The sequence below is a fragment of the Winogradskyella psychrotolerans genome, from assembly GCF_018860565.1.
GTDB lineage: Bacteria > Bacteroidota > Bacteroidia > Flavobacteriales > Flavobacteriaceae > Winogradskyella > Winogradskyella damuponensis.
In genome coordinates this window covers 43,093-59,820 of record NZ_JAHKPS010000005.1, presented here as the reverse complement: position 1 = coordinate 59,820, position 16,728 = coordinate 43,093, and the positions used below count along the sequence as shown (strand labels likewise).

Below are 16,728 nucleotides of genomic sequence, written 5' to 3'. Positions count from 1 at the left end.
TAAGCTTGATCTTTGTTTTTAGAAGGAAATAGCCTAAAGAAATTTAGGAGGCACTTTGTCTCTATGTTTCCAACGTCTATGCGTCCAAAGGTAAAACTCTGGAGCTTCTAAAATTTGTTCTTCAACCAACTTAAAGAATAGGTCTGTAATTTCGTAATCCTTGTATGCTTTAGGAGTTTCTGTTATGGTTTTAAAAGTTGTTTCGTAATAGCCACGTTTAATGCGTTTTACACTAAAGAACACTACAGCCATATCTAATTTTTTGGCTAACATTTCTGCTCCAGTGTACATAGGAACTTTAATCCCCATAAATTCATTCCAATGAAAAGCTTTATTCACTTTAGGAGTTTGGTCAGATACAAAACCATTGATGGTTAATTCTCCTTTTTTCTTGCTTTCAAGGAGGACATTGTAGGTTTCTTTGGTCGTAATTAAATGCGAATTATACTTTGCTCTAATTCGTTTAACTAATTTGTCAAAATACTTATTGGCTAAACGTTTATAGACGGCATAACCTTTGTGTTTTACATGCTTTTGTAAAATAAAAATCCATTCCCAACTCCCATAATGTGCACACATTAAAATAATGCTTCGTTGTTTTTTCTCTAAATCATTGATTAATTCTACATTGGTAAATTTGAAGCGTTTGTTCATTTGAGCTTCAGTAATAGTCAATGATTTTATAGCTTCCACCATCATGTCACAAAAATGGTGATAGAATTTACTAGCTATAGATGAAATTTCTTTTTCTGATTTATCTGGGAAAACTAATCTTAAATTGTCTTTTACAACCGTTTTTCTATAGCCAAAAACGTTATACATAAAAAAGTAAATAACGTCAGAGAATCCATAAAGTAATCTAAATGGTAAAATTGAAATTAGCCAAAGAATAGGGTAAACTAAGATATAAGCAATAAGTTGCATTAATGTATGTTAGTATTAAAGCACAAATATATATTATATTTGATTTATAGTATTAGAGTTTATGGACAATTTAGGTATAAGTTTAGTTACCATTATAATTATTGCAGCCAACGTTATTATATCCTTTAAAGGATTTGATGATCGTGGCTTTTTTGAAAAATACAAGTTTAATGTTGGTAGTATAAAGCGCGGAGAACATGTTAGGATGTTGAGTTCTGGATTTTTACATGCAGATACCACGCATTTATTATTTAATATGTTTACGCTTTATTTTTTTGCAGATGCAGTGGTTGCAGGATTAGGCAATTTTCATTTTATTATTATTTACTTCGGCAGTTTAATTTTTGGAAATCTTCTATCATTGTATTTTCATCAAAATGAATATTGGTACAGTGCTATTGGTGCAAGTGGTGCTGTAACAGGGATTTTATATTCTGCTATTTTATTACAACCAGATATGAGTTTGTATATGTTTTTTATTCCAATCCCTATTCCAGGTTATGTGTTTGGTATAGGCTATTTATTATATTCCATTTATGGCATGAAAAATAAAATTGGTAACATTGGTCACGATGCCCATTTTGGTGGTGCTGTTGGTGGTTATGTAGTGACTTTACTCTTAATGCCAAGCTTATTTAAAACAAACTTAGGGTATGTTGGTTTATTAGCCATACCCATTATAATTCTGTTTGTACTCTATAAAACGGGTAAATTAAAATAGCAGAAGACCGTATTTTATTTTTGTAATAGTTCTTCTACCTTAAGTTTTAGAGCAGTACCTCTAAGGTTTTTAGCTGCTATTTTTCCGTCTTTATCTAAAACGTATGTTGCAGGAATAGAATTGATATTATACAGTTGTGCAACAGGATCATTAAAGTATTGTAAGTAAGATACCTGAGGCCAAGTTAATTTGTCTTTTTTAACAGCATCTAACCATGCTTTTTTAGGATCTTTTTGTCCACGAGACCCGTCTAAAGAGACCCCAATAATTTCTAATCCTTTACTATGGTATTCATTGTAAATTTTAACAACATTAGGATTTTCTCTTCGGCAAGGACCACACCAAGCTGCCCAAAAATCTATAATAGTTACTTTGCCTTTAAGATCGTTTAAAGCTACCATTTCGCCATCTGCATTAGGTGCTTCAAAATTAGGAGCAACTTTTCCAATTTCTAAAGTGGTAGTTTTTGTATAAGCCCTGTAAAGTTTTTCTAATCTTAACTTGGCAGCGACTCCGTCTCTAGATGTTTGTACTGTAGACGATAAATTATTAAAGGCCTCCATATATTTTTCGATATCTAGGTTAGGCTTTTTGAGTTCTTCGCCAATAATAAATAAACTAAAAAAATTGTCTTTATTACTATCAATAAAATCTAAGGTGTATTGTGTTTTTTTATTGTTTAAGACTTCTAATTGTTTTAAAATGGAATCTTGTTTTGCTGTGTTTTTTTGCAATCTTGCGTTTCGCATTGCAGTTCTTACAGGTAATATTTCCTTTTCAATATTGTTTAATCCCGTTTTATAGGTTTCAAATTTCTTTTGAGATTTAGAACCTGTTATTTCTGAGCTTAGTATTCTACCTTTATTAATATTAATGTTTATTTCACTGTTTTCTAACATAAAAGGTAGCTTTCCTGGAATACTATTTACGGTAATGTTATATAATGAAGGTGTTTGCATTTCGCCTTCAAAAGTGAATTGTTCATTTACAATCATTTGGGTTTTAACGCGTCTGTCCTTTCCTTTTTCATCTATACTATTTAGATGTACTCTAACACCATTATAAACCCCTTTTGCAGTTCCATTAATAATATAATTAGTTCTTTTAGGTTCTTCTTTACAACCCATTACTAGTAGGCTCGCAAATATGCATAGGAATAGATTTTTCATAATAATAAATTAGATGATAGTATTTTGAATAATTAACGTGTTACAAATATAAAAACAAAGTTGTAAAACTCGTAAAATAAGTAAAGTCTCTAATAAGTGAACGCTTTTAAGGAACGTTGGTCTAAAGAATCCCATAATTTACAATACTTTTGCAACAAAGACTTAGAATATGCATAACGATACCATTGTAGCTTTAGCAACACCCTCAGGAAGTGGTGCCATTGCAGTTATACGATTATCTGGACAGGACGCCATAAACATTGCTTCAAAATGTTTTAAATCTGTTTCTAATAAGGATTTAAACCAACAGGCGACACATACCATTCATTTAGGCCATATTATAGACGCACAGCGAACTATTGATGAGGTTTTGGTGTCTGTGTTTAAGGATCCTAATTCTTATACGGGTGAGAATGTGGTAGAGATATCGTGTCATGGGTCTTCTTATATTCAACAAGAAATTATTCAGTTGTTTTTACGCGAAGGTTGCAGGATGGCTACGGCTGGTGAATTTACCTTGCGTGCTTTTTTAAATGGTAAACTCGATTTGAGTCAGGCGGAAGCTGTTGCCGATTTAATTTCTAGTGATAATGAGGCGTCGCATCAGATTGCGATGCAGCAGATGCGTGGTGGTTTTTCTTCTGAAATAGCTAAGCTTCGTGAAGAGCTTTTGAATTTTGCTTCGTTAATAGAATTGGAATTGGACTTTGCTGAAGAAGATGTAGAGTTTGCAGACAGAACTCAGTTTAAGGCCTTAATAGAACGTATTAATTTTGTATTGAAACGTTTGATTGATTCTTTTGCTGTAGGTAATGTGATTAAAAATGGTATTCCTGTTGCCATTGTTGGGGAACCTAATGTAGGAAAGTCGACCTTATTGAATGCTTTATTAAATGAAGACCGTGCGATTGTTTCTGAAATCGCAGGTACCACAAGAGATACAATTGAAGATGAAATTTCTATTGGAGGTATAGGTTTTCGGTTTATAGATACGGCAGGTATTCGTGAGACTGAAGATGTGGTTGAAAGCATTGGAATAAAGAAAACCTTTGAAAAGATAGAGCAGGCCCAAGTGGTGATGTTTTTGGTGAGTAGTCCGCAGTTGGCTGTGGATAAAGAAGCTATTAAAACCATTACGATTGAGATTGAAAAGGTAAAAAATAAGTTTCCACAAAAGCAGTTATTGGTTATTTTAAATAAGATTGACCAGATTACAGATTCTGAATTGGCCACTATTAGAACGGCTTTAGATTCTAATGCCACTGAGGTTATTCCTATTTCGGCAAAGACTGGTTTTGGAGTGGAGCAATTGACGCAAACCCTTCTGGATTTAATTAATACGGGAGCGTTACGTAATAATGAAACCATTGTAACGAATTCACGTCATTACGATGCTTTATTGAAGGCTTTTGAAGAGGTTCAGAAGGTGAAAGACGGTTTAGAGACTGGCTTGTCTGGTGACTTGTTAGCCATTGATATTCGTCAGGCCTTGTATCACTTTGGAGAGATTACAGGGGAGATTACCAATGATGATTTGTTGGGTAATATCTTCGCAAACTTCTGTATCGGGAAGTAACTTACTTTCTTTTATTTGTTAATCCCTTGTTATTGTTGGCTTTATAGTGTTTTGTCTTCTTTTATTTGTTGTTTATTTGCTCTTTTTTGATTAAATTTGTTGTATATCTGTTGCCTGAAATATAGAATTGTTGCCCATTTCTGTTGGCTAAGATATTGGCGAAATGATGCACCATAACGCACCACGTTGCACCATTACGCTACATAACGCACCATTTATGAGCAGTAATTTATTCATTCCTAAAACTTGTAAGCATTGCGGTAATGCATTTACAGCACGTACAACAGTTACTAAATACTGTGGCGATACTTGTGCAAAAAGAGCTTATAAGGCACGCAAACGTCAAGAAAAAATTCAAGCTACTCTTACTGAAGATATGCAACAGCAAAAACAAGTTGTTGAAGTTCGCAATCCTAATGCTGTAAATAACAAAGATTTTTTAAGCGTAACAGAAGCCTCACAACTGATTGGCGTGAGTAGATGGACCATTCAAAGAATGATTCAACAAGGACGTTTAAAAGCAGTTCCTTTTGGTAGAAAGCGTATTGTGGCCAGATGGCAAATAGAAAACCTTTTTAATTAATTCCATTATGAAAGTAACATTAAGACAACGCAAGAAGAACGACAAAATAAGTCTGTATTTAGATTACTATCATAAAGGCAAACGTAAAACAGAATACTTACGCTTATACCTTACACCTAATCCTAAAACCAAAACTGAAAGAGAGGTTAATAAGAAAACCAAACAATTGGCTGAAACTATATGTGCACAGCGACAAATAGAAATTCAAAATGGTATTTATGGCTTTCAAGATATTGAAAAGCTAAAAGGTAGTTTTATTACTTATATCACAGCTTTAGCAGAAAAGAAAAATACAAGCTCTGGCAATTATGGTAATTGGAATAGTATGCTAAAACATTTAAAAAAGTTTTGTCCAACAGATGTTAGTTTTCAAGATATAGACAAATCGTTTGTTGAGCGTTTCAAAGAGTATTTAGATAAAGAAGCAATAGGTAGAGCAGGTAAGCAATTGTCTCAAAATTCAAAATATTCGTATTATGGTAAATTTTCAGCGGCATTAAAACAGGCGGTCAAGGATGGAATTTTAAAAGTAAATCCTGCAAATGGTGTAGAGTATTTTAAACAAGGAGAACCTCAACGAGAATTTTTAACGCTTGATGAATTACAAAAAGCAGTTAATACAGAATGTGAACTGCCTATCTTAAAGAATGCTTTTATTTTTTCAGCTTTAACCGGATTACGTTGGTCAGATATTGAAAAACTGATATGGTCAGAAATCCAGCACTCAAAAGAAATGGGATATTATATCCGATTTAGACAAAAGAAAACTAAAGGTGTTGAAACCTTACCAATATCAGACCAAGCAAGAAATCTATTAGGAGAAAAAGGTAATCCAGACGATAAAGTATTTGATGGCTTACATTATAGTGCCTGGTCTAATTTAAAATTACAACAATGGATGATGAAGGCAGGTATTACTAAAACTATTACGTTTCATTGTGCGCGTCATACCTACGCTACCTTACAATTAACTTTGGGTACAGACATATATACTGTATCAAAATTATTAGGTCATAAAGAGTTACGCACTACACAGATATATGCCAAAGTAATTGACGATAAAAAGAAAGAAGCTGCTAACCGTATTCAACTGGATTTATAATGAAAGGAAGTATATTTTCAAGTTTGGTTTCTATAACCAATGGCTTACATAGAGATAATAGACAGGAAAAGGATTTTAAATACTTATTGTCTGATTTTAAATTGAACCAAAAAGCTAATAACGCAGTTTTTAAAGTAAACTTTAAAAAGCCTTTAAATGCGAAAAAAGAATACTATCAAAAGCTAATAATTAATGAAACAGAAAATACAGTAGCATCATTTGTAAAGGAATTTCCGAAAAATGCAACTACACCAGAAAATAAATACAGCTATACCATTCTACTTAATAAATTTGATAAGTACTTAAATGACATTGCAACTTATATCAATAAAAGAGGTATAACAGCAGATTTCAACAATGATGACAATTATATCATAAACTACTTAAAAGTATCTGTAATAAGGTTGTATGCTGAACTACAAGAGCAATACGGTCAGTTTTCCGTAAACACAAAATTCTCAATTGCTGAAATTGCAGAAAAATACTTTAATGATGAAACTTTTGATGTTAGCTTAATAGAAAAGAACACCACTAAAAAAGTTGCTACCAAAAAAACATCAAAAACGAAAGCAACACCCAAGACTTCTTTTGGATATAAAAGTAATGACACCTCAACTTTGCTAACTGTACTTAAACAAGTAAATCTAAAAATCGATTTGTTAGATAACCGCACAACTGTTGAACAGTTGCACCAACTGTTATTAACAAAAGATTTTGCAAATACAGAATCGCAAATTTATCTTCAGTGCGAAACTACACAGTTTAGTTACCTTGTAACAAAACTAAAGCCATTTTTTAATGGTTTCAATCCTACGGCAATAGAACGTTCTGAAAAATTTGTTACTAAAACAGGTACGCTATTAAAAGCGAATAATCTTCACAAAAACAAAGTTCACAACCCAAAAGAAAAGGAAGAAATAGATAAAATCATCCAACAACTGCAATAAAAAACAGTAAGAATAGTAAGAAATCTTACTGTTGTCTTACCCTTGTTTTACACTCTTACTAAAAACGGGAAGCCAATTTTCAACCTTTGTCCTGTTCTTGAAAACCAAGAATGACATTTGGCCAGATGTCCTCATTTATTTAAAACAAAATAAACGATGGACACAAATATCATCGAAAAGTTAGACCGCATTGAAAAACTCTTGTTAGAGCAACAAGCAATGCAAAAGCAAGTATTAAACTTTAATGAAACTTGCAAGTATTTAGAATTATCCCAATCGCACTTGTATAAACTTACAAGTACGGGAACCATTCCACATTATAAACCGAATGGTAAAAAGATTTATTTCCAAAGAGAAGAGTTAGACCATTGGTTACTGCGTAACCGTATGGACTCAAGAGACGAAATCGAACAGCAAGCTGCCGATTACCTAATTAAGAAAGGAGCGGTGAAGTTATGACTGAAATAATCGATTTACTCTTAACGCTCTCGCAAGATGTTAAGCACTTAAAAGCACGTATCGAATTGTTACGACAATCGAGAGCAGAAGTATTAAAAGATACGTGGATAGACAATCAAGATGTATTGCAGACCTTACATATAAGTAAGCGAACGCTACAAACTTTAAGAACCAATGGCACTTTGCCTTACAGCAAAGTAAAAGGTAAATTTTACTATAAAGTTGCTGACATAGAGCAGTTGCTTCAAGACAACTACTACAACCATAATTTCAAGCGAGATGGAAATAAGTAGAGAAGCAATTTTAGACAAAACACATTATGGTTTAAAAATCTATGCCTATGTGTTGAGACAGTATTATCCTAATCAAACAGTCCTTTCTGTAAAAGGAAGGGACTGTGGGATAACTCGAAACCCTTTTAATGGTGGTAAAGAAACCTTACGGATTCATATTGATGGTATTATAGCAACACATAGAGATACAGAATTAGAAGCCTTTAAAGGTGATGTATTCGATTTTGCACAATATCATTTTAGAATAACCGATGAAGAAGATTTGTACCAGAAGATAAATCAAGAGCTACATCTAAATTTAGAAGTCAAGGAAAAAGACGAATTGGAATGGCTTAATGAACCAGACGATACGTGGTATGCCAACTGTAGCTTTTTTAAAGCACCTGTTCGCAATGTGTTTCCTTCGGAAACCTTGCGATTACATCAAGTATTTGCATTAATCACAAGTAATAAATACAAAAAGATTACTGAAGAATTAAGAGCAATTACCAATATAAAAGAAGCGCGTAAATTCAAAGCGAATCGCTTTGATTACGTAACACTTTCAGGAACATTTGAAAAACGAAGCGATAACAATTTGCTAAAGCATTCTAATTTATTAACCATTGATTTTGACCATTTAGAGAATCTACAAGAGTTAAGAACACAGCTCTTAAATGATGAATATTTTGAAACCGAAATGCTCTTTATTTCACCATCTGGTGATGGTTTAAAATGGATTATTAGAATAGATATTTCAGAAGTATCACATTCAGAATATTTCACAGCAGTAGCAAATTACATTAAACACAATTATAACATTGAGGTTGACCAGTCGGGTAAAGACGTTTCCAGAGCGTGTTTTTTACCATACGACCCAACGGCCTTTCTACATAAAAGACATCAAGCATTATGACTAAAATATTTAACCCAAAAGATTGGTTAGAAGTTCCTAAAGAGCCAACAAAACCAAAAAGCAACACAGCAACAACCAATGTTGTTGCAGTTGCTGATAACGACATTGAATCCTACATTTCAGCAATCGAGCAATCAGGTACAGACATAACAGGAAGTTATGCCACTTGGAGAGATTTAGGCTTTGCTTTAGCAGAAGAATACAGAGAAACAGGAAGAGATTATTTCCATCGTATAAGTAAAAATTATGCAGGTTACGATGCTAAAGAGTGTGATGCACAATTCGATAAATGCTTAAACGCAAAAGGACACGGAATTACAATTGCTACCTTTTATCACTATGCACATCAATCAGGTGTCAAACCGACTAAACTACAAAACAACAACGAAGTTGCAACAAAGGTTGCAACTGTAGTTGACACACCAAATGAATCTATGCCAACAATACCAGAAAAGGTATATGAGAATTTGCCACAGTTTTTACAACAAGTTGTAAACCCTGCTAATGGACAGGAAGAAAAAGACATTTTATTGTTAGGTGCATTAACAGCATTTAGTGCGTGTTTTCCTAAACTCTTCGGGATATATGACCAACGTAAAGTGTTTTGTAATTTATATCTATTTGTAACTGCACCTGCATCTGCAGGTAAAGGAAGGCTTAACCAAATTAAAAATTTGGTAGAGCCCGTTCACAAATTAAAAAGAGAACAAGCCAAAGTATTAAAGCAGCAATTTCAATCAGAAACCGCTACTTACAATATGAATAAAGGCAAAGATGAAAACTTAGAAAAACCGAGTAAACCGCCAGAGCGGATGCTGTTCATTCCTGCTAACAATAGTGTAACAGGCGTATATCAATTAATTTCTGATAATAAAGGCAGAGGGTTAATTTTTGAAACCGAAGGCGATACGTTAGCACAAGCCTTTAAAAGCGATTATGGTAATTATTCCGATGGTTTTCGTAAAGCCTTTCATCACGAAACTATAAGCTATTATCGCAGAACAGATAGAGAATATGTAGATATTGAAAAACCGTGTTTATCAACAGTATTATCAGGTACACCTAAACAAGTGGCGACTCTAATACCCAATGCAGAAAATGGCTTATTTAGTCGCTTTATGTTTTACTATATGAATATAAAACCAACTTGGAAAAACGTGTTTCAAAATAGCAATAAAGTAGGTTTAGATGATTACTATAACCAATTAGGTAGTGAGTTTTTAGAATTGTACAAAACGCTAAAAAACAATCCAGAGATTGAAATACGATTAACCACAACTCAACAACAGCAATTCAATACCTTTTTTGAATCCTTACAGACCAAATACATCAACCTACAACCTGAAGAGTACATCGCAACAATAAGGCGATTAGGCTTAATTGCGTTTAGGATAATGATGCTATTCACAGCTTTCCGCATTATGGAAGATGGTGATGTAAACGCAACTAAAGAATGTGAAGATATAGATTTTGAAAATGCACTAACTATTATTTCAATTTTAGTAAAACATAGTAGTAAAGTGTTTAACGACTTACCTATTGAGCAAAAAGCAACAAAACGTTTAAATAGAAAAGAACGCTTTTTAGAAAGTTTGCCAAAGCAATTTAGCAGGCAAGAGTATTTAGATTTAGCAACAAAGCAGAGCATCCCACACAAAACCGCAGAAGGCTATATTACCAAATTTGTAGAAGCAGGATTAATACACAGAGAAGCACACAATAACTATTCAAATCCTGCAAAGACGTAATTAAGGATTTTAAGGATTTAAGGAAATGATTAAACTGACTTCCTCAAATCCTTAATATCCTCATTACCTGTTAATAAGTGTTTATATCTTTTTATTTTCCTTTACTTACTTTTTCTTACATTAGACAAATATTGACAAGTCAAAATATCTCTAAAATGACATTTGGTAATTACATAAGGAAGTTAAGGGAAGAAAAGCAACTATTACTGCGTGAGGTTGCCTCTCAAATGAATATCGATACCGCCTTATTAAGTAAGATTGAACGTGGTACACGTATGGCCAGAAAGGAACAAGTAGAAGATTTAGCAAAGGCTTTAAACAAGAGTAAAAATGAGTTACTAAACTTTTGGATGGCTGATAAAATTGTCAATATGCTTAAAGATGAATCCAACATTACGGAAATCCTCAAAAAAGTAGAAGAAGAAATTAAGAACTTAACCAACAAAAAACAGCAGCTTTAAATGGCATTATTTCAAACATCAGTAATAAAAACATATCTGGCGCAACAAGATAATTCAGTAGTAGAGCGTGCCTATAAAAAATATACCAAGTATTTTCACAATGCTACCATTCAAGAGAATATTAAAAACTCTAAAGAAGAACAGTACCAGGCAAAGTTTCTGGATGAGCTGTTTGTCAATGTCTTGGGTTATACGCTAAATCCAAAGCCTGATTTTAATATCACTACCGAGTTTAAAAACCAAAAAGGCGCAGGTAAAGCAGATGGAGCTATTTTAAAGGAAGCTAAAGCAATTGGCGTAATTGAACTAAAGGGAACCAATACCAAAGATTTAGAAAGCATCCGTAAACAGGCGTTCGATTATAAAGCCAATCAAAAAGGCTGTGTGTATGTTATTACGTCCAATTTTGAGAAGTTGAGGTTTTACATCAACGATGCTACCGAGTTTTTAGAGTTTAATCTCTTTCAATTAGCGCCCGAAGAATTTGCTTTATTGTACCTATGCTTACAAAAAGACAACATTCTTAACAATCTACCGCTAACTATAAAAGAAGCATCTTTAGTAGAGGAAGACAAGATTACCAAACAGTTTTACAACGACTATTCCGTATTTAAACGCGAACTCTTTAGAGACCTCGTAAAACGAAATGCCAAACGCATTAAATCCGAAGCTGTCACATCGAGCACTACCGAAAAACTTAAAAATTTAAGTTTAGAAGGTACTGAAGCGAAGCTTTCCGAGATGTCTCAAGAAGCAGACGAACTAAAAGCACTCGAAAAAAACGTAAAACTATCCCTATTCAAAAAATCACAGAAACTCATAGACCGTTTTCTGTTTATTTTCTTTGCAGAAGATAGAGACCTATTGCCACCAAACTCAACCATCCAAATTTTGGACAAATGGAAAGCCGACATCGATTTTGGTGACGAACGCCCATTATACAACCTCTTTAAACAATACTTTCATTTTTTAGATGAAGGTAGAAAAGGCACAACTTCAAGAGCAGAAATATATGCCTATAATGGCGGATTGTTTAAACCGGATGCTATTTTAGATGGTCTTGAAATTGATGATGAATTGCTCTACAAACACACTTATAAACTCGCTAAATACGACTTTAGCTCTCAAGTAGATGTCAATATTTTAGGACACATCTTTGAAAATTCACTCAACGAGATTGAAAGCGTCAATGCCGAAATTGAAGGTGGCGAGTTCGATAAGCAAAAGAGTAAACGCAAAAAAGATGGCGTGTTCTACACACCAAAATACATTACCAAATACATTGTAGAAAATACCGTTGGTAAATTGTGCCAAGAGAAAAAAGACCAATTAGGTTTTAAAGAAGAAGCCTATTTCGAGATAAAAAAGGGAACACATCAAAACACCAAAAAACAACTATTAGAGGTTTTAGATAATTACAGAGCGTGGCTACTAAAAATAACCATTTGCGACCCTGCTTGTGGCTCTGGAGCATTTTTGAACCAAGCATTAGATTTTCTTATTAAAGAACACCGTTACATCGATGAGCTAAAAGCAAAAGTATTGGGTGGTGGCCTTATTTTAAGCGATATAGAAAACACCATTTTAGAAAACAATATTTACGGTGTGGACCTTAATGAAGAATCCGTAGAAATAGCCAAACTATCGCTTTGGTTACGTACAGCACAACCACGACGTAAACTCAACGATTTAAGCAACAATATTAAATGTGGTAACTCATTAATTGATAGCAAAACCGTAGCAGGAGATAAAGCCTTTAATTGGCAACAAGAATTTCCACAGATATTTGATAAAGGTGGTTTTGATGTAATTATTGGCAATCCGCCTTATGTAAGGCACGAGCTTATATCAGATTATAAGGAATTTTTATCTAAAAACTATTCCTCTTATCAAAGTACAGCAGACTTATATGTTTATTTTTTGGAAAAGGGAATGAAACTTTTAAGTCATAATGGACTACTTGGATATATTACCCCAAACAAATTTACAAATGTCACTTATGGTTTGAATATTAGAAAGATATTAGGTAATGATTATTCAATAGAAAAATTAATTGATTTTGGAGAATTACCTGTTTTTGCTGATGCAGCGACTTTTCCCTTCATTTCAATTATTAGAAACAGATTTGAAAAAGAGGATATTGATTTCGTAAAAATTAACACTTTAAAGAACCTTGATATTTCTACGTCAATTGAAAAAGATGGTATAAAAGTTAGTGCTAAATCCTTGTTTGGTAATGAATGGAATTTAATTTCCAAAAATGAAAACAAAGTACTATCAAAGATTTTATCAGTTGGAAAACCATTGAAAAAATATTTAGATGTCGAATTTTATCGAGGAATTTTGACAGGGTATAATGAGGCTTTCATAATTGATGAAACTATAAGAAAACAATTAATTGACGAAGACTATAATTCTATTGAAATTATAAAGCCATTTGTCGATGGTGATGATGTACGTTATTATCATTTGAGGACAAAAGGCAAATATATAATTTTCACAAGACGCGGAATAGATATTGAAAAATACCCTGCTATCAAGAAATACTTAAATCAATTTTATGATAGATTAAAACCTAAAGAGAGTAAATCAGACAAAATTGGTAGAAAAAAAGGTGATTATAAATGGTATGAAATTCAAGATTCAATTTCTTATTACAAGGAGTTCGATAAGCCAAAAATAATTTATCCAGAAATAGCAAAGGAATCCCGTTTTACCATCGATTTAAATAAAACATATTTAAATAAAACGATATTTTTCATACCCATTGAAGATTACTTTTTACTTGGAGTGTTAAATTCAAAATTAGTATGGTTTTTTCTTTGTAATACTTGCACTTCATTAGGTGACCCTAAAAATGGTGGAAGATTAAACATACAAAAAGTTTATCTTGAAAAAACACCAATTCCAACTGTTATAGAAGAAAGTAATAAAAATGAATTAGTGAGAAAATCAAAGCTGTTATTTGAAAATCAAAATGTTTTATATGATCAATCAAAAAGTTTTACTAACTATATAATGTCCTCTCAAAATATAGAAAAACTAACCCGAAAACTCGAAAGCTGGCACGAGTTAGACTTTGCAGACTTTATAAAAGAACTCAACAAAGCCATTAAAAAAGCAGGTGGCACACCGCTTACCAAAAAAGATGAGTTTGAGTGGTTAGAACTCTTTGAGGACAACAAGAAAAAAGCCCAAGAGTTACAAACCCAAATCACCCAAACAGAAAAAACCATTGATACTATGGTGTACGACCTCTATGGTCTTACACAAGAAGAACGAGACATTATAGAAAACAGTTAAGATATGGCAACAGAAGAAATGAAAGCAATGCGTTTGGAAGCATTCCTAAATAGAGCATATAATTTGGATAAAAGAATTAAAAGACCTTCAAAAGGTGAATACTATGCGCTTACAAGAGCAGAAGAAAAGGGTAATCCACAAAAAGAACTTAAAATTTTAAAAAGCAGAATAGAACAAGCTATTGAAGTGTTTTTTAAACAATCCATTGACTATAATACGGAAGAGAGTTTAAAAATTTTAGGCTCATTAAATGCACAATCCAATAACAGTAATGATATAAGTTTAGTTATTGAAAAAGGATTAAAAATAACAGAGCAATTCAAATAGATTTTATGTAAAACTGAAAATTACAATACCAATGCAAGAACACCTCAAAACCAACATACTCAACTTTAAATGGCCTAATAGTGCGCCTACCATTTATTTAACTTTAGAGGATATGGTAGGCAGTCATCCCATCCATAAATCTAAATTTTCAAGGCAGATTAAAGAGGTGTTTCCAGATGCAGACTTATCTAACACAGACCAAATATTTACAACATTTACAACAGAAATACCTAATGCACCAAGCATTAAGCTAAATTTAGTAGATGGTAGAGAATTAAGAATTTATAAGCAATTCCTTAAACATCAATTAAGAAGCTATTTTAAATCGAAAGACTATATAGTAGTAAAAAACTTTGTTGGTGATGTACAAGTGTGGATGCCTTCAAAAAAAGGGAATACAGCAGACTATAACCTCTACTATAAATTTTCATTTAAGATACAGTTTGCAAAACTCACAGACTTACCAGAGTTAATTGTATCATACGATGGTACTTCAAAAGTCCTTACAACGTCGGTTAAGGATATAGAGGATTCAGAGCTAATAAAGCGTTGTGTATATGGTCAAAAAACGTTCAATTACCAAATGGACCTCGATACAGAGGAAAAACAAGAATTTTACAATGCTATTCAGTTTGACCAAGCATACCCAATTTTTAATTTGTCATTAGCACGAGCATTAGATATACCTATTGAGGAACCTATAAGACCACTTAATAAATATCAAAAGTACGTAGCACTTATTAATAATTTTGCAACCAACTATCTGTTTAAAGAAGATTTTAAAGTCATATTTCCATTTAAAACTGATACGTTTATAGATGTGCCACTCAATCGTATCAACCATATCGACCCACAAGTAGGTTTATTGGAATTTGGTAAAGACCAATACGGTAACAAGAAAACCCATTTAGTGCCTAAAAAGGCAATGAATATCCTAAACCCTTATAGACGTCCAAACAATCAAAATATCAAGATATTTTTCATATGCCATACTTCTCATAAAGATTCGGTATTGTCTTTCTATCAAAATTTAAAGGAAGGTGTAAATACAGAAAAGAATTATTATAAAGGATTAGAAGCCTATGTGAACATTAAAGCATCATCATCCAAAGAACACTTCATTGAATTTACAAACGAAAACGACCCTTTACCAGACATCATCCAAAAGCTGGAAAACCTAAAATTTGACCACGACAATGTAAAGTATGCTGCTTTTTATTTAAGCCCATTCGATAAGTTTACACCAGATCCCGAAGACAGAGAAATTTATATTCAAATAAAGGAATTGTTTTTAAATGAAGGTATTATTACCCAAGTAGTGGATTATCATAAAATGATTGAAAATATTGAAAATCAATACAACTTTCAGTTTTCCTTACAAAATATGGCATTGGCAATACACGCTAAATTAGGTGGCGCACCTTGGAAGTTAGCAGTAACCGATAAAAAAGAATTAGTAATTGGAGTAGGAGCCTTTACCAATCAAGGCGAGAACAGACGTTACATAGCAAGTGCTTTTAGTTTTCAAAATAACGGTCTATTCAGAAATTTTGAATATTTCAATCAAAACCAAACCAAGTTATTAGCAGGAAGCATTTTAAAGGCTATTAGAGATTTTACTTCAGTAGCTCAAGCAGATAAAGTAGTCATTCATTTTTACAAAGAAATGAAATATGAAGAATTACAGCCTATTATTGAAGGAATGCATCAATTAGAATTAGGAGTACCATTATATATTCTTAATATCAACAAAACAGAATCTGAAGATATTATTGCTTACGACCTTAATTGGAACAAAAAGTTAATGCCTGTAAGTGGTACATACATACGTATTAGCGAAAATCAATTTTTGTTGTTTAATAATGCACGTTACCCTAATTCACAGCGGTATTCAGATACAGATGGTTATCCGTTCCCAATAAAAATTAAGGTAAGCAGTCCAGATGAAGATGCTTTTGAAGATGCAGATGTAGTGTTAGAATTATTAACACAAGTGTATCAGTTTAGCAGATTATATTGGAAATCGCTTCGACAACAAAATGTACCAATCACAATAAAATATCCAGAAATGGTAGCACAAATAGCACCACGTTTTAATAATGGCGTTCCAGACGATGCTAAAGATGCTCTATGGTTTTTGTAATTTTCCAATCAATTTATTTGCAACACCATTGCATTCAATAATTTGTATATTTGTATAAATTATATGAAAATATTTGT

The 16,728-nt window shown here is 32.8% G+C and carries 15 protein-coding genes; 13 read left to right on the top strand and 2 right to left on the bottom strand.

Going from position 1 to position 16,728, the window contains the following annotated elements:
* Positions 1-33: 33 nt before the first annotated feature.
* Positions 34-924 carry a lysophospholipid acyltransferase family protein gene (locus tag KO504_RS01905; RefSeq protein ID WP_215924637.1) on the bottom strand — a complete coding sequence of 297 codons (891 nt, stop codon included), beginning with the start codon at positions 922-924 and terminating at the stop codon, positions 34-36.
* 61 nt (positions 925-985) lie between these two features.
* Between KO504_RS01905 and KO504_RS01900 the strand changes: the two genes are divergently transcribed.
* On the top strand, positions 986-1,645 hold the full coding sequence (locus KO504_RS01900) for a rhomboid family intramembrane serine protease (RefSeq protein WP_215924636.1): 660 nt from the start codon (positions 986-988) through the stop codon (positions 1,643-1,645).
* 14 nt (positions 1,646-1,659) lie between these two features.
* On the opposite strand, the gene KO504_RS01895 is transcribed toward KO504_RS01900, so the two are convergent.
* Positions 1,660-2,814: a TlpA disulfide reductase family protein gene (locus KO504_RS01895; protein WP_252723597.1), complete on the bottom strand. Its 1,155-nt coding sequence runs from the start codon at positions 2,812-2,814 to the stop codon at positions 1,660-1,662.
* Between the two features lie 169 nt (positions 2,815-2,983).
* Here KO504_RS01895 and mnmE point away from each other — a divergent pair, with 169 nt between their 5' ends.
* The 12 genes from mnmE to KO504_RS01835 all read left to right on the top strand — a co-directional run bounded on the left by mnmE (position 2,984) and on the right by KO504_RS01835 (position 16,651).
* Complete coding sequence (mnmE, locus tag KO504_RS01890) at positions 2,984-4,390, top strand: tRNA uridine-5-carboxymethylaminomethyl(34) synthesis GTPase MnmE (protein ID WP_215924635.1); 1,407 nt, start codon at positions 2,984-2,986, stop codon at positions 4,388-4,390.
* Between the two features lie 163 nt (positions 4,391-4,553).
* The gene (locus tag KO504_RS01885; protein WP_245738299.1) at positions 4,554-4,973 is read left to right on the top strand and encodes a helix-turn-helix domain-containing protein; all 420 of its coding nucleotides are present in this window, start codon (positions 4,554-4,556) and stop codon (positions 4,971-4,973) included.
* A gap of 7 nt (positions 4,974-4,980) precedes the next feature.
* The gene (locus KO504_RS01880) at positions 4,981-6,075 is read left to right on the top strand and encodes a site-specific integrase (RefSeq protein WP_013622768.1); all 1,095 of its coding nucleotides are present in this window, start codon (positions 4,981-4,983) and stop codon (positions 6,073-6,075) included.
* Complete coding sequence (locus KO504_RS01875; protein ID WP_215924634.1) at positions 6,075-7,022, top strand: DUF6617 family protein; 948 nt, start codon at positions 6,075-6,077, stop codon at positions 7,020-7,022. Before KO504_RS01880 ends, KO504_RS01875 begins: the two co-directional genes overlap by 1 nt.
* A 156-nt stretch (positions 7,023-7,178) precedes the next feature.
* Entirely contained in the window at positions 7,179-7,481 is a 303-nt protein-coding gene (locus KO504_RS01870) for a helix-turn-helix domain-containing protein (RefSeq protein ID WP_215924633.1), read from the top strand.
* The gene (locus tag KO504_RS01865; RefSeq protein ID WP_183477845.1) at positions 7,478-7,774 is read left to right on the top strand and encodes a helix-turn-helix domain-containing protein; all 297 of its coding nucleotides are present in this window, start codon (positions 7,478-7,480) and stop codon (positions 7,772-7,774) included. The genes KO504_RS01870 and KO504_RS01865 overlap by 4 nt, the downstream gene beginning before the upstream one ends.
* Positions 7,761-8,669 carry a BT4734/BF3469 family protein gene (locus KO504_RS01860; protein WP_215924632.1) on the top strand — a complete coding sequence of 303 codons (909 nt, stop codon included), beginning with the start codon at positions 7,761-7,763 and terminating at the stop codon, positions 8,667-8,669. The genes KO504_RS01865 and KO504_RS01860 overlap by 14 nt, the downstream gene beginning before the upstream one ends.
* A complete protein-coding gene (locus KO504_RS01855) occupies positions 8,666-10,417 on the top strand; it encodes a DUF3987 domain-containing protein (RefSeq protein WP_215924631.1) in 1,752 nt (583 codons plus the stop codon). The genes KO504_RS01860 and KO504_RS01855 overlap by 4 nt, the downstream gene beginning before the upstream one ends.
* Before the next feature lie 155 nt (positions 10,418-10,572).
* On the top strand, positions 10,573-10,878 hold the full coding sequence (locus KO504_RS01850; RefSeq protein ID WP_157362171.1) for a helix-turn-helix domain-containing protein: 306 nt from the start codon (positions 10,573-10,575) through the stop codon (positions 10,876-10,878).
* On the top strand, positions 10,879-14,181 hold the full coding sequence (locus tag KO504_RS01845) for an Eco57I restriction-modification methylase domain-containing protein (RefSeq protein ID WP_215924630.1): 3,303 nt from the start codon (positions 10,879-10,881) through the stop codon (positions 14,179-14,181).
* Positions 14,182-14,184: 3 nt separating this feature from the next.
* Positions 14,185-14,508 carry a hypothetical protein gene (locus KO504_RS01840; protein ID WP_215924629.1) on the top strand — a complete coding sequence of 108 codons (324 nt, stop codon included), beginning with the start codon at positions 14,185-14,187 and terminating at the stop codon, positions 14,506-14,508.
* Between the two features lie 31 nt (positions 14,509-14,539).
* Entirely contained in the window at positions 14,540-16,651 is a 2,112-nt protein-coding gene (locus KO504_RS01835) for a Piwi domain-containing protein (protein WP_215924628.1), read from the top strand.
* Positions 16,652-16,728: the final 77 nt, after the last annotated feature.

Bases quoted from the DNA above. Each gene is read 5' to 3' on its own strand.
- KO504_RS01905 (WP_215924637.1), bottom strand. From the start codon at position 924: ATGCAACTTATTGCTTATATCTTAGTTTACCCTATTCTTTGGCTAATT.
- KO504_RS01900 (WP_215924636.1), top strand. From the start codon at position 986: ATGGACAATTTAGGTATAAGTTTAGTTACCATTATAATTATTGCAGCC.
- KO504_RS01895 (WP_252723597.1), bottom strand. From the start codon at position 2,814: ATGAAAAATCTATTCCTATGCATATTTGCGAGCCTACTAGTAATGGGT.
- mnmE (WP_215924635.1), top strand. From the start codon at position 2,984: ATGCATAACGATACCATTGTAGCTTTAGCAACACCCTCAGGAAGTGGT.
- KO504_RS01885 (WP_245738299.1), top strand. From the start codon at position 4,554: ATGATGCACCATAACGCACCACGTTGCACCATTACGCTACATAACGCA.
- KO504_RS01880 (WP_013622768.1), top strand. From the start codon at position 4,981: ATGAAAGTAACATTAAGACAACGCAAGAAGAACGACAAAATAAGTCTG.
- KO504_RS01875 (WP_215924634.1), top strand. From the start codon at position 6,075: ATGAAAGGAAGTATATTTTCAAGTTTGGTTTCTATAACCAATGGCTTA.
- KO504_RS01870 (WP_215924633.1), top strand. From the start codon at position 7,179: ATGGACACAAATATCATCGAAAAGTTAGACCGCATTGAAAAACTCTTG.
- KO504_RS01865 (WP_183477845.1), top strand. From the start codon at position 7,478: ATGACTGAAATAATCGATTTACTCTTAACGCTCTCGCAAGATGTTAAG.
- KO504_RS01860 (WP_215924632.1), top strand. From the start codon at position 7,761: ATGGAAATAAGTAGAGAAGCAATTTTAGACAAAACACATTATGGTTTA.
- KO504_RS01855 (WP_215924631.1), top strand. From the start codon at position 8,666: ATGACTAAAATATTTAACCCAAAAGATTGGTTAGAAGTTCCTAAAGAG.
- KO504_RS01850 (WP_157362171.1), top strand. From the start codon at position 10,573: ATGACATTTGGTAATTACATAAGGAAGTTAAGGGAAGAAAAGCAACTA.
- KO504_RS01845 (WP_215924630.1), top strand. From the start codon at position 10,879: ATGGCATTATTTCAAACATCAGTAATAAAAACATATCTGGCGCAACAA.
- KO504_RS01840 (WP_215924629.1), top strand. From the start codon at position 14,185: ATGGCAACAGAAGAAATGAAAGCAATGCGTTTGGAAGCATTCCTAAAT.
- KO504_RS01835 (WP_215924628.1), top strand. From the start codon at position 14,540: ATGCAAGAACACCTCAAAACCAACATACTCAACTTTAAATGGCCTAAT.